This window comes from Pelomonas aquatica, from assembly GCF_026712205.1.
In the GTDB taxonomy this organism is placed as follows: Bacteria; Pseudomonadota; Gammaproteobacteria; order Burkholderiales; family Burkholderiaceae_C; genus Pelomonas; species Pelomonas aquatica.
Genome location: NZ_JAPPUW010000006.1, coordinates 68,382 through 80,400, shown reverse-complemented (window position 1 = coordinate 80,400; position 12,019 = coordinate 68,382). Strand labels below are relative to the sequence as shown.

Genomic DNA, 12,019 nt, shown 5'->3' with positions numbered 1-12,019 from the left:
GACCTCGATCAAGCGCCCGCCTCAGTGGCACCCACCGCAACAGCTTGCACCGGCCTGGGAGGACGGCGTTGCTGCTGCCGAGGCCGGGATCGGTGTGTAGCCGGCTTCTTGGATCGCTTCCTTGAAGTCGGCCTCATCGCCTGATTTGGATTCGATCTGGACGCGCTTGGTGGCAAGGTCGACGGAGACGTCGGCGTCCTTGTCCGCTTGTTTCACCGCCTTGGTGATCATGCTCACGCAGTGGCCGCAGGTCATGTCGTTGACTTCAAAAGTGATCATCTACAACTCCAGGTTGGTTACTCGGTGCATGCACTTTGAAGCTTCCCACCGTGGCAAGGTCAAGCGGTTTTGCGCAAATTGTTTTTATGTGCCGCGGACCGTTCAATCACCGTGATTGCCACCGCTGTGCTGGCCCTTCGGCCCTCCACGGCTGCCTGCAAGCGGCTCACGCCCCTTGAAGGGCTGGTAGTCAGCGACGCCAAAGTGCCGCTTGAGCTCGTTTCGCATCATCTCGATGTCAGCCGTTTGGCTCATCCACATGGTCCGGCATTCCCTGCGCAATTCTTCGTGGCTCAGGTCGCTGCCGGTGACGCACGCGTTGACGGGTTCCATCAGGGTGTAGTGGTGGCGGCTGAAGACTTCATAGAACAGGTGATTGAAGTCGGCACCTGGCCGTGCCTGGTCCAGCACGGCGATCATGCGGCGGCTTTCGTCGCGAAGCTTGGGCTGGTAGTCGATGCCGTACCAGTCGCGCAGGAAGCCTTTGAGCGTAAGAATCTCTTCGCGCTGCATGCGGTTGTTGCGCCGTGCCATCGACTTCAGGTCGTCCAGCGTGGCCTTGGCTGGCGTCACGGCGAAGCCGGGCGTCGGTGAGGTGCCCTCGGACGGTGAAATCTCACCGTTGCGCTGTACGTCCGTTCCGGCAGCCAGCTCGGTGATCCGCAGCGCTGCGTAGTGGTGATCGATGCTCATCTGCAGGAACTCGATCTCGAATGCGGCAGTCAGTCCAACGCCCGGGGCGTCGGCCTTGGCCGTGAAGGGCACCACGAGGGATGTGCAGGTCACCGCAATGGCAGCCCAGCGGGTAAGAAGTCGTGTAGTCATGTCATGTCTCGGCAAGGGGAGGGGGACGCCGCGCCGTTTGATGGCCTCGCAGAGGCTCCACAGCCAGAGCGTCGGCTGCATCGCTCGCGCCTCAGGGGCGGATTGCGGCAGCGCTTGGAACGGCGCTGATCAATGCGAGTGATCGGTGCCGGACTGACCTGTTGTGGAAGTCGATGCCTGAGCCATGCGACGGCACTCGTCGGCGCAACGACGGCACGCCTCGGCGCACGCTTGGCAGTGGTCCATCTGGTGCTTGGCGCACTCCTCGGCACATGCCTCGCAGATGTCAGAGCAAAGCGTGCAAATCGCCGGTGCGTTCTCGCTGCCCCGAGCCATGGCGGCCGAGGCAAGTTGGCAGATGGCTGCGCAATCCATGTCCAGCGCGATGCAGCGCGCCATCATCTTCACGTCCTGCTCTTGCAGGCATGCCGTCGAGCAGTGATTGCACGCGGCGGCGCATTGATCGCAGGCCTCGATGCACGAGGCGTGTTGTTGGTGGGCCATGTTCTTGCTCCTTCGATGAAACCGGAAATTCGGCTCCCTCAAAAGGCAAGACGCGCGCCCACTGCTACCCCAGCCAAAGACCCAAACACAAGCGCACCGACCCCTGCCTGCGCTGTCCGCGAGACGTCGGTCGATGCTTCAGGAAGATGTTGCAGTCGTTCAGGTCAAAACTACATCTGGCTGGGGTCGGAGGCAAAGAGGCTGGGTACACGCTTGCGATGAAAGCCACGACGGGCGGTGGCTCTTGCAGCGCGCATAGGCCACCTTAGAAGCTCCTACCGAACGCCAAACGCACACGGAGATGACATTTCCGTAATGTTCGGCGCCCTCGATGGGCGAGCGGATTTAATGCCGCCGGCAGGCCGCCGTGACAGCGGATGACGGCGCAGCCGGCTTCACTTCAAACGCGGGGGTAGCGAGCGTTCGTGCTTGACCTTCCCATCGGGGCAACCTTCATGATCTGCGGCTCGCGTCCTGCGCAGGGCGCCGACGAGCGACATACCTCATGACCTCACCGCAAGAGCTGGGACATTTCGAGCATCGGTTTGAGGCCAGATCCGAAGCGCGCCGCCGCCTCCCGATGCTGTTGCAGCTGGCTGTACGGAAGGTAGCGGATGCCGAGCTCCGACACGCGGGAGAACGCCGGTCGCCTCAGCTGCAGTTGAACATCGTCGCGCCGGCTGTCGGGCGCCACAAGGAACAGCGTGCTGCCCGCGCCGACTGTGGTCCCCAGCGCCAGGTCCAGCATGCGCACGATGCCCGAATAGATCGATGTCGAGTGCTCGACCTCGAACGCGGCGCACACCTTGCCGCTTCCTGCCTCGAGCCAGACCACGTCGATGAGCCGGACCGACTCTGCGCCGGCCGTGCTGGCGCGGGTGAGCTCAGCGGTGCAACCGTCTCCGAGTTGGCCGTCGCCATAGGCCCGGCCTCGATCATTGGTGGCGATCCACACCTCGAACCCCAGCGCCTTGCCGAGGTCCCTCAGCCAGCCTTGAATCTGCGTGTGCGTGGTGTCGCTCTCCCGTTCAGCCGCCCACTGCTTCTGCAGGGCCGCAGACTCGGCGCGCACCTGCGCCAGGTCGGCTTCCCAGGCCTGAAGGCGTGCACTGTCAGTGGCCAACGGAGGCGCCTGGTAGCGACCCGAGCCGATTTCGAACAGCAAACCAGCCAGCGCGCCAAGGTCGTTGGACAGGCGCGTGCGGTGTTGAGTATTCAGCCGGATCGCCCCCTCGCGCATGGACAGGTAGTGGTCCCAGCGACCAAGCTTCACATTGCTGCCCGTCACCGCGTTGTAGCCCTTGACGATGGCGGTGTTGAACGGCAGGACCAGCGTGGGGTGGATGAAGTACAGCAGGTTTGCGACCGCTGGGCCCAGCCCCTTGATCTGCTGCGCGTCGATGCGCTGGATCGCGTCGATGACCGCCTCCGCGGTATCGCAGCAGTCACACGCGTGCAGCAGCCGCGCAAACGCCCGTTGGTTGTCGGCGTTTTCGTAGATGTCGGGGATGCGGAGCTTGGGCTTCCACAAGAAGGCGTGGTCCGCACCCTTGAAGATCTGCCGCTGCTCGGCAACCGAGCCCACCACCGTCTCCAACGTCGAACCACGGTACGCGTTGCCGAAGGTTCCGGCCTCGATGTCCTTCACCACCTCGCCGATGCCTCGGCGGATCGACCGGAAATTCTTCAGCCGCTCTTCCCACAGGAACCAGCTGTTGTAGGTGCTGTGCGGATCGGCCTTCCAGTGGTCAATCAGCAAGGCAAGGCTGTCGTGCATTCAATCCTCCCAGATCAAGGTGGATTGTGGCGGTGGCCATGCCCAGTGGACATGCAGAGGAACGCGTATTGCCACCGCGCGACCTTCAGCGTGCCGGCGGCCAGCCCCCTGTCGCCGTGTTCCGCTGCGCCCGCACCGCCTATGTCTCAGCTCTCGGAGAACCCATGATCGTCCAGCCCATCGACTATTTCCTGATCGTCTGGTTCGCGCTCGCCGGCCTGAGTGCGGCCTACGTGGCATGGGACCAGTTTCGCCACAACCCCGAGCCCGTGGTGATGAAGTGGGGGTTCGTGCTGGTGACCCTCTACATGGGGCCGATCGGGCTGCTGCTGTACGTGATGGCGGACAAGGAGCCTGCGCCGGGCGAGCACGAGGTCTTCATCAAGCCGCTTTGGAAGCAGGGCGTGGGCTCGACGATCCACTGTGTCGCAGGCGACGCGACCGGGATCATCCTGGCCGCGGTCGTGACGGCATCGCTCGGGCTGCCGATGTGGGTCGACTTGATCGTGGAGTACGTGGCGGGCTTCGCTTTCGGCCTGTTCATCTTCCAGTCGCTGTTCATGAAAAACATGATGGGCGGCAGCTACTGGGAGAACGTGCGCAAGTCGTTCATGCCCGAGTTCATCAGCATGAACGCCATGATGGCTGGGATGGCGCCGGTGATGACCTTGCTGATGATGGGTCGGGACATGCGCGCCATGGAGCCGACCGAGATGCTCTTTTGGGGTGTGATGTCGGTGGGCGTCATCGCCGGCTTTGCGATCGCCTACCCCGTCAACGTCTGGATGGTGTCCCGGCAGATGAAGCACGGCCTGATGACGCAGCGCGACAAGGCTCATGACGAAAAGGCGCCGAACGCGCCCACGAAGCAAAGCGCCGAGAACACGCCGGCCTCGATGGCACACCAGGACCACGCGGGCCACGGGAAGCATGTGGCCGAAAGCGCTGGACACGAGAAGGCCATGGCCCCGGCCAGTCGTTCTTCTAACCATGGAGAACACGCGAAGTCGGAGGGTTCCGAAACCGGTCAAAGCGGTGCATCACAAGGCGCCTCGCATGGCGGACAACATGGCGCTCATGCCATGCAGCCTCAGGTGACGCGGCCGCAACTGGTGACGGTCAGTCTGTTCACTACGTTGATGCTGGCCGGCGGCATGACCTTCCCGGCGATCTTCGTGAACATGCGACTCTCAGCGCGTGACGTCCAGGCGTCGATCATGCCGCCGGGGATGAAGTCCTTCTGGGACACGCCAGGCGAGGCCATGCGCGACATGGCGGCAGTCCATCCGCGTCTGGTCCAGCACGAGCCGCCTGCCGACGCGCGTGGAGACCGCCCCCTGTTCGAACGCAATGAAGACGGCGTCAAAGTGTTTGAGCTCGAGACCGGGGTCGTGCGCTGGAACGTGCTGCCCGACGTCAAGGTCGAGGGCTACGCCTTCAACCAGCAAATCCCCGGCCCACGCATCCGCGTCACCGAGGGCGACCGGGTGCGCATCAAGGTGACCAACCGGCTGCCCGAGTCGACAACGGTGCACTGGCATGGGCTCATCTTGCCCAACGGCATGGATGGACCCGCCAACATCACTCAGCAACCGATCCCCCCAGGTGGCAGCTTCACCTACGAGTTCACGACGGAGCAGGCGGGCACATTTTTCTATCACACGCACGATCACGCAGACCGTCAACAGGCGCTGGGACTCTATGGCGCGCTGATCATCGATCCCAAGCCGGGATCACCGGCTGCAACCGAGCTGCGCGCCGACAAGGAATACGTCATCCAGCTGCAGGAGTGGCTGCAGCGGGAAGGCCTGACGTACCCGGCCATGCTGATGGAGGGCGGGTTGCCGAACTACTTCACCATCAACGGCAAGGCCTTCCCGTCGACGGATACCGTCACGATGAAGGTAGGGCAGACGATCAAGTTGCGCTTCATCGGCACCAACAACAATTTCGTTCACCCCATGCACGTGCACGGCGGGCCGTTCACCGTCGTCGCCCGCGATGGCTACGACCTCAAACCAAGCGCGCGATTCGAGGCGGACACTGTCAATGTGGGCCCTGGCCAGCGCTACGACGTGCTCTGGACGGCGCGCCGCCCCGGGGCGTGGCTGGTGCATTGCCACATCCCCCATCACACGACCAACAACAACGTCGAGCACCACGGAGGCGGCGGGCTGATGATGGTGTTGAATGTCCGAGACTGATCGGAGACAGCAGGTGCAGGACATCCCCACCCAGGCTTTGCCCAACGCTCAAGCCAGACCTCGCGTCACCGATATCGTCGACTGCGTCGTCATCGGGGCTGGGCCGGCGGGACTCACCGCCGCCATCTACCTCCGACGATTTCACCGGGACGTTCGGGTGATCGATGCGGGCGAGCCGCGCGCCGGGAAGATTTCCCGGTCTCACAACGTTCCAGGGTTTCCCGATGGGATCGCGGGCCACGAACTGCTGCTCCGGATGGCGGTTCACCTCGAACGCATGGGCGGCGTCGTCACCCGAGGCGAGGTGCAATCCGTGATTCGGGTCGAAGAGGGTTTGTTCGAAGTGGGGCTGGAAGAGTCGACTCTGCGATGTCGCTTTGTGCTTCTCTGCACCGGCGTCGTCGACCGGCCGGCTTCCATACCGGGCGCTGACTTGGTTGAGCATGCCGACCTGATGCGCTACTGCCCCGTTTGTGACGGCTATGAGCACACGGGCAAGCGCATCGGCGTGCTGGCCAACTCTGCCCACAGCCTGGCCGAGGCCAAGTTCCTGAAGAACTTCAGTGATTCGGTGAAGGTCATCCCAGTGGAGGGTTGTGTGGAATCCATCGGGGCCCAGGCAGCCGAGTTGGGGCTGGAATGTCTTGCCGGCCTTGCCACTGAACTGTCTGTGGATCCGTCAGGCAGCGTGATCGTCCAGGTGGGGCGAAGCCATCAGCAAAGCGTCGACGTCCTGTACTCGGCGCTTGGAGTAGATCCCCGCGCGTCACTGGCCTTGTCGCTGGGCGTCAAGCTCGATGATCGGCAATGCATCGTCGTCGACCACCATTGCCGAACGAACGTGCCCAATGTGTATGCCGCGGGAGACGTGGTGAGCGCGCTGGACCAGATCAGCGTTGCCGTGGGCCATGCCGCCATCGCCGCCGCGTCGATCCACAACGCCTTGGGCTCAGCGGACGCATCTGGGAAGTAGGGCAGGGCGCGCGTGCAGCGTCAGGCTGCGCATGGGCAGGTAGGTCTCTGTGGGTGGTGCCACGGCGGTGTCACCGTCCGGCGTCACCATCCGGCCATGCTTGACAACCTCGCCTCGCGCTTTTTCGCATGTGCGGCACCGGTGCTGCTCACCGCTCTGATGGCTCCGGTTGCCGGCGCGGCGGAGTCTCGTGCCGCGTCTGAGTGTCGGAGCACCGTTTTGAACGACGAGGAAGCGGAGGCGGTATGCGCGCTGCCGACGTTTCAGACCGACAGGGCAGTCCGCTTTCAGGCGCGTTTCCTTGGCAGCCACGACGACAGCGTGGTGTCGCTTCGTGTGGTCACGCTCAGTGGCGCCCCTGTCACCTGCAAGGAGGGGAGCAAGACAGAGTCGCGCTTTGAGGATGGCGAAGTGACGCTGGAATGCGCCGTCACCTCACCGGTGCCGCGATCCGGCGGCGAGCTGAAGGTCAAGATTTCCATGCATCACCTGCAGCTTGACAGGACGGAGCTGCTGATCGACTGAAGACCGCGATTCACGGCGGTAAGACTCCACAGCGTTCAGCCGCCCAGGGTGCGGTCCTGCTTCTGGAACCAGGCGAGAGCGCTGTCGAGATGCGATGGGTCAAAGTCTGGCCAGAGTTCGTCCACGACATAGATGTCGGCATAGACCGATTGCACGGGCAAAAAACCGCTGAGGCGACGACCGCCGCCCCAACGCACGATCAGCTCCATGCGCGACACCTGCTCGGAATGCAGCTGACCGGTGCGCAGGCCATCCAGGTCCCACTCCCAGCCGTAGTTAACGAGGAAATTGACCTTGATGCCGCCTGCGCACCGCTGCCGGTAGCCGGCCAGTTCGGCGGGGAACTGGGATGACCGCTCATCGCCGACAACGAGAAGGGCAGCACCACGGCGGACGATCTCTTGCGCAAAGGCCACGCAGGCCGACCGAAAGTGTTCCGTCTGTGCGGTGGGCCGGCGGGTGTTGTCCTGGGTAAATCCGTAGACCGACACCTCTTCGATGCCGAGGCGTTGGCATTGCTCGAAAAGCGATAGACCGGGCTCGATGCCATGCGCGTAGCCAGCCTCCTTCGGCAGTTCGTTTCCAACGGCCCAGCGGCGGTTGCCGTCGGGGATGAAGCCAATGTGGCGGGGAAGAACCATGCGGGTCAGCGTCGAGAGGTGAAAGGAGGAATGCGGAGCGTCGTCGCGCCGTGTGTGGCGCTGGATCGCGTCCGCGCTGGCGCAGGTCAAGAGTGGCGCATTGCCGGCTCCGTGTAGGTCAGCATCAGCAAGCCGAAGATCAACAACGGTAGCAGCCAGGCGTCCCTCAGCCTGGCCGGAGAGTCCTGAGAAGCTGTTGCGCCGGGGGCGTGGCGAGACGCGGCGGATCTCGTCATGAGGACCTCCGCACCGCGTGCCGCCGCGGCCGTGAACAGGGCGATAGCAAAACCGCGGTGTTGGACTTGCATTAGCGCCATCGCGGCAGCATCAGCTGATCCACCGTGTTGCGCATGGGCAGCAAAGACAGTTGCCGTCACCGCGAGGGCCATCGGAACTGCGAGCCGCCAGATGGGGGTCGACAGCCGGCCACTCAGCACCAACGCCTCCACTACGCCGGCGACGAACAGGCTGCCGCCCTGCAGAAGGTGTTGCCGCGTCTCTGCTGCGTAGTTCACGGGTACGGCATCGCCATGGATCCAAACATCGGCCACGGATTCCAGGCCGTAGCCGACGAACAGTGCTGGTAGCAGCCACGGGATCCACTGCCAGCGCCAAAGGCCGCTCGCTCGGACAAGCATCAGCAGCGAGACCACTACGAAGGCAGCACCTCCGATCCAGTGAACTTGTTCCGAAGTGAGATCCATGCTGGCTCCTGGGCTTGAGGTTCAGGCCTGCGTCCAGACCTGATGCGCTGCAGCTGCAATTCGCACGCCTGCTCGAGGCTCCGTCCCGTGGTTTGTGCAGCCCGAAAACGCGCCGATTCAGCGGCGCGTCTCCTCCTGCCATCGGTCAGGACCGAGACACGTATGGCGTGCTGGATCTGATGCGGCGAGTTTTCCCGGTTCTTGGAAGTTCTCCTCTGAGTTCACAGCGCCGGGACATCGTCACGACGGCCAGCTGTGTGCTCGTCTCAGGGCTGCTTGAGCAGCTCGAGCTTCAACCGCACGTCGGCTTGGCCCTTGTTGCTCCAGGTCCAGCAGTAAACCTGCTCGCTCGTCACGTTCAAGGTGCCTTTGGACGAGGTGCTTCCATCCTCCTTGGCGGGGAAGCGCACGGCCTTGTCCTCGTGGTAGTGGATGTTGAAGTTCATCGGTGCGCTGCCCTCAAAGGTCCATTGCACCTGCGCGCCCGGTTTGAGCCGGTCGCACACCTCAGCGAACTTGGCAGGCGCTACGGTCAACTGGTGCTCGTAGCGCCCGTTCGAGTCCCAGGTGACCTGGATGAGTTCGGCTTTCGCCCTCGGTGCGGCAACGATCAACGCTGCGGTGGCGAGGAAGTAGAACGGACGGCGCTTGGAGTTCATGGAGGTGGCCTGGGAGTGGTTGGAGGTGAGGGCGGCGTGGTTGGGGGCGCTTCGTCATGCATGTGGTGGCCGTGGCGGTGCCGCCATTCGAGCCAGCCGGCGAAAGAGCACACGGCCACCGCGCCGACAAGAGCCAGAAGCAGCACGACGGCTTCCAGTTCGTAGGTCATGTCGTCTACCGGATGCACGGCTGCGACTGATGGTTTGCTATTGACCAGGGTCGATGGCGGGAGCCCGTACACGATCTCCCTTGCCTATCGCTGTATCGCTGCCTGGGGCGTTGATGCTGGATTTCATCGAGGGTCCTTTCTGGCTCAAAAGGTCATCGATAGGAGTTGAAGACACGGGTGCCGCCGTCCTTCGCCACGAGCAGCACGTCGTAGGCCGCCTTGACTCCACCGCTTTCCATGCCGGGTGAACCCAGAGGCATCTCAGGGACGCTCAGACCCAGCGCGGCGGGGCGCTCGCGAGTGAGGCGCAGGATGTCCGCGGCAGGCACATGCCCTTCGACGACGTAGCCGTCGATCCTTGCGGTGTGGCAGGAGCTCAGCGATTCCGGCATGCCGAAGGTCTTCCGGAAGGGCGCGACGTCCGCCACGACGCGCGCCTGCACAGCGAAGCCGTGATCCTGCAGATGCTTGATCCACTTGCCGCAGCAGGAGCAATCGCGGGTGCGCCACACCTCGATGCTGGGTTGGGGAGTGACCGCAAAGGATCGAGACGACACGCCGCCAAAGATCGCCACGCCCAGCGCCGCCTGCATGCTCAGTTGCAGGAACGCGCGGCGCGATGCCTCTGTACCCTGATGCATCTGCGAGGACATGCCGGCCTCAGTGCTTGTGGTCGGCGTGGCCATCCGACTTGGCGGCGGTGGGCTTGGTCGAACCCTTTGCAGCGGCGACGGTGACGGCACCCTTCATCCCGGCGTCGTAGTGCCCGGGCTGCAGGCAGGCGAAGTCGACCTTGCCGGCCTTGGTGAATTGCCAGATGACCTCACCGGTCTTGCCCGGTGCGACGGTGACCTGGTTGGGGTCCGAGTGCTCCATCTCCGGGAACTTCTTCATGAGCTCGTAGTGCTCCTTCAGCTCGGCTTGAGTGCCCAGCACGAACTCGTGCTTGACCCCACCGGAGTTCTTGACCACGAAGCGGACCGTTTCGCCCTGCTTGACGTCCAGGCTGGACGGCGTGAAGCGCATGTTGTCGGTCATGTCAACGTTGACCGTGCGCGTGACCTTGGCGGCTTTGCCGGCCACGCCGATGGCGTCGCTGTCGCCGTGGCTGTGAGCGTGGCCGTCGGCAGCTTTGGCGGCGGGCGCGGAAGCGGCATGGTCTACGCCGTCATGGGCCTGGCTGGCGAGGGGGGCGAGCGCGACAAGCGCGGCTGCGATGGCGATGAACGACTTTTTCATGGGAACTCTCTTCTGAACTGATGAGTGGAAGGGGAAGTGGTGCGGCCGGGCCTCTACGACGCAAGCTGTTTTCAGTGGTTGTGACCGGAGCCGCCTGTGGGCTTGCGGATCTGGACCTCGATCTCACCCGGCTTGTTGCGCTTGGACGGCGGCATGGACTGGCCGCCCTCGCTCGCAAAGCGGGCGGGCTCCGGCATGGCGCCGGTCCATTCGAAGGCGTTGGTGCCCTTGGGGTGCTTGAACCAGCCCGGGTCTTTGTAGTCACCGGCCTTTTGGTCGGCGCGCACCTTCACCACGCTGAACATGCCGCCCATCTCGACGGAGCCGAAGGGGCCTTCGCCGCCCATCATCCGGGCCGTGTTGTCGGGGATGGGCATCTCCATCTCGGACATGTCTCCCATGCCGCGCTCACCCATCACCATGTAGTCGGGGATCAGCTTGTTGATCTCCTTGACCACGCCGCGGTGCTCCACGCCGATCATGGTGGGCACGTCGTGGCCCATCGCGTTCATCGTGTGGTGGCTCTTGTGGCAGTGGAAGGCCCAGTCACCTTCCTCGTCGGCCAGGAACTCGATCTGGCGCATCTGGCCTACCGCAACGTCCGTGGTGACCTCGTACCACCGCGTGGACCTGGGCGTCGGGCCGCCGTCGGTGCCTGTCACCAGGAATTCGTGGCCGTGCAGGTGGATCGGGTGGTTGGTCATCGTCAGGTTGCCCATGCGGATGCGCACCTTGTCGCCCTTACGCACGTTCAGCGAATCGATGCCCGGGAAGATGCGGCTGTTCCACGACCACAGGTTGAAGTCGAGCATCGTCATGATCTTGGGCGTGTAGGCACCCGGCTCGATGTCGTAGGCGTTGAGCAGGAAGACGAAGTCGCGGTCGACTTCTTCGATCAGCGGGTTCTTGGCCTTGGGGTGCGTCACCCAGAAGCCCATCATTCCCATCGCCATCTGCGTCATCTCGTCGGCGTGCGGGTGGTACATGAAAGTGCCCGGCCGCCTGGCCACGAACTCGTAGACAAAGGTCTTCCCGGGCTCGATGGGCATCTGCGTGAGGCCCACCACACCGTCCATGCCGTTAGGAAGGCGCTGGCCATGCCAGTGGATGGAGGTGCGCTCGGGAAGCTTGTTGGTCACAAAGACGCGGACGCGATCGCCTTCGACAACCTCGATGGTCGGGCCGGGCGATTGGCCGTTGTAGCCCCACAGGTGTGCCTTGAAGCCCGGCGCCATCTCGCGCACCACGGGCTCTGCCACCAGGTGGAACTCCTTGACGCCGTTGTTCATGCGCCAGGGGAGGGTCCAGCCGTTGAGCGTGACCACCGGGTTGTAGGGACGGCCGGTATTGGGCACCAGCGGCGGCATGGTGTCGGGTTTGTCTTGCAGGACCGGCTCAGGAAGTGCGGCCATGGCCACGCGGCTCACGCTGGCCGCGGTCACGGCCACGCCGGCACTGGCGCTACCGATCAGGAAGTTGCGTCGATTGGATGTCATGGTGGGGTGTTGGGTTCAGTGAC

General features: G+C 63.7%; 13 protein-coding genes. 3 read left to right on the top strand and 10 right to left on the bottom strand.

The window, feature by feature from the left end; genetic code table 11:
* Positions 1 to 21: 21 nt before the first annotated feature.
* The 4 genes from NYP07_RS07945 to NYP07_RS07930 all read right to left on the bottom strand — a co-directional run bounded on the left by NYP07_RS07945 (position 22) and on the right by NYP07_RS07930 (position 3,385).
* Positions 22 to 279: a heavy-metal-associated domain-containing protein gene (locus NYP07_RS07945; RefSeq protein WP_268149189.1), complete on the bottom strand. Its 258-nt coding sequence runs from the start codon at positions 277 to 279 to the stop codon at positions 22 to 24.
* Positions 280 to 381: 102 nt separating this feature from the next.
* Positions 382 to 1,104, bottom strand: coding sequence for a DUF305 domain-containing protein (locus NYP07_RS07940; protein ID WP_268149187.1), 723 nt, complete (start codon positions 1,102 to 1,104; stop codon positions 382 to 384).
* A 129-nt stretch (positions 1,105 to 1,233) separates the two neighbouring features.
* Positions 1,234 to 1,608 carry a four-helix bundle copper-binding protein gene (locus tag NYP07_RS07935; RefSeq protein WP_268149185.1) on the bottom strand — a complete coding sequence of 125 codons (375 nt, stop codon included), beginning with the start codon at positions 1,606 to 1,608 and terminating at the stop codon, positions 1,234 to 1,236.
* Positions 1,609 to 2,119: 511 nt separating this feature from the next.
* On the bottom strand, positions 2,120 to 3,385 hold the full coding sequence (locus NYP07_RS07930; RefSeq protein WP_268149183.1) for a type II restriction endonuclease: 1,266 nt from the start codon (positions 3,383 to 3,385) through the stop codon (positions 2,120 to 2,122).
* Positions 3,386 to 3,549: 164 nt separating this feature from the next.
* On the opposite strand from NYP07_RS07930, the gene NYP07_RS07925 reads away from it, so the two are divergent.
* From NYP07_RS07925 to NYP07_RS07915, 3 genes are all read left to right on the top strand, one after another.
* Positions 3,550 to 5,589 carry a multicopper oxidase domain-containing protein gene (locus NYP07_RS07925; protein ID WP_268149181.1) on the top strand — a complete coding sequence of 680 codons (2,040 nt, stop codon included), beginning with the start codon at positions 3,550 to 3,552 and terminating at the stop codon, positions 5,587 to 5,589.
* Positions 5,576 to 6,562 carry an NAD(P)/FAD-dependent oxidoreductase gene (locus tag NYP07_RS07920; RefSeq protein ID WP_268149179.1) on the top strand — a complete coding sequence of 329 codons (987 nt, stop codon included), beginning with the start codon at positions 5,576 to 5,578 and terminating at the stop codon, positions 6,560 to 6,562. Before NYP07_RS07925 ends, NYP07_RS07920 begins: the two co-directional genes overlap by 14 nt.
* Positions 6,563 to 6,658: 96 nt before the next feature.
* A complete protein-coding gene (locus NYP07_RS07915) occupies positions 6,659 to 7,087 on the top strand; it encodes a hypothetical protein (protein WP_268149177.1) in 429 nt (142 codons plus the stop codon).
* A gap of 35 nt (positions 7,088 to 7,122) precedes the next feature.
* Here NYP07_RS07915 and NYP07_RS07910 read toward each other — a convergent pair whose 3' ends face one another.
* The 6 genes from NYP07_RS07910 to NYP07_RS07885 form a co-directional block, all read right to left on the bottom strand.
* Positions 7,123 to 7,818 carry an undecaprenyl diphosphate synthase family protein gene (locus NYP07_RS07910; RefSeq protein ID WP_268149175.1) on the bottom strand — a complete coding sequence of 232 codons (696 nt, stop codon included), beginning with the start codon at positions 7,816 to 7,818 and terminating at the stop codon, positions 7,123 to 7,125.
* The gene (locus tag NYP07_RS07905; RefSeq protein WP_268149173.1) at positions 7,815 to 8,432 is read right to left on the bottom strand and encodes a hypothetical protein; all 618 of its coding nucleotides are present in this window, start codon (positions 8,430 to 8,432) and stop codon (positions 7,815 to 7,817) included. The genes NYP07_RS07910 and NYP07_RS07905 overlap by 4 nt, the downstream gene beginning before the upstream one ends.
* Before the next feature lie 266 nt (positions 8,433 to 8,698).
* Positions 8,699 to 9,091 carry a hypothetical protein gene (locus tag NYP07_RS07900; protein ID WP_268149171.1) on the bottom strand — a complete coding sequence of 131 codons (393 nt, stop codon included), beginning with the start codon at positions 9,089 to 9,091 and terminating at the stop codon, positions 8,699 to 8,701.
* Positions 9,092 to 9,413: 322 nt separating this feature from the next.
* Complete coding sequence (locus tag NYP07_RS07895; protein ID WP_378990673.1) at positions 9,414 to 9,854, bottom strand: DUF411 domain-containing protein; 441 nt, start codon at positions 9,852 to 9,854, stop codon at positions 9,414 to 9,416.
* Positions 9,855 to 9,921: 67 nt separating this feature from the next.
* Complete coding sequence (locus tag NYP07_RS07890) at positions 9,922 to 10,500, bottom strand: cupredoxin domain-containing protein (RefSeq protein ID WP_268149167.1); 579 nt, start codon at positions 10,498 to 10,500, stop codon at positions 9,922 to 9,924.
* Positions 10,501 to 10,571: 71 nt separating this feature from the next.
* On the bottom strand, positions 10,572 to 11,996 hold the full coding sequence (locus tag NYP07_RS07885; RefSeq protein ID WP_268149164.1) for a multicopper oxidase family protein: 1,425 nt from the start codon (positions 11,994 to 11,996) through the stop codon (positions 10,572 to 10,574).
* Positions 11,997 to 12,019 lie beyond the last annotated feature (23 nt).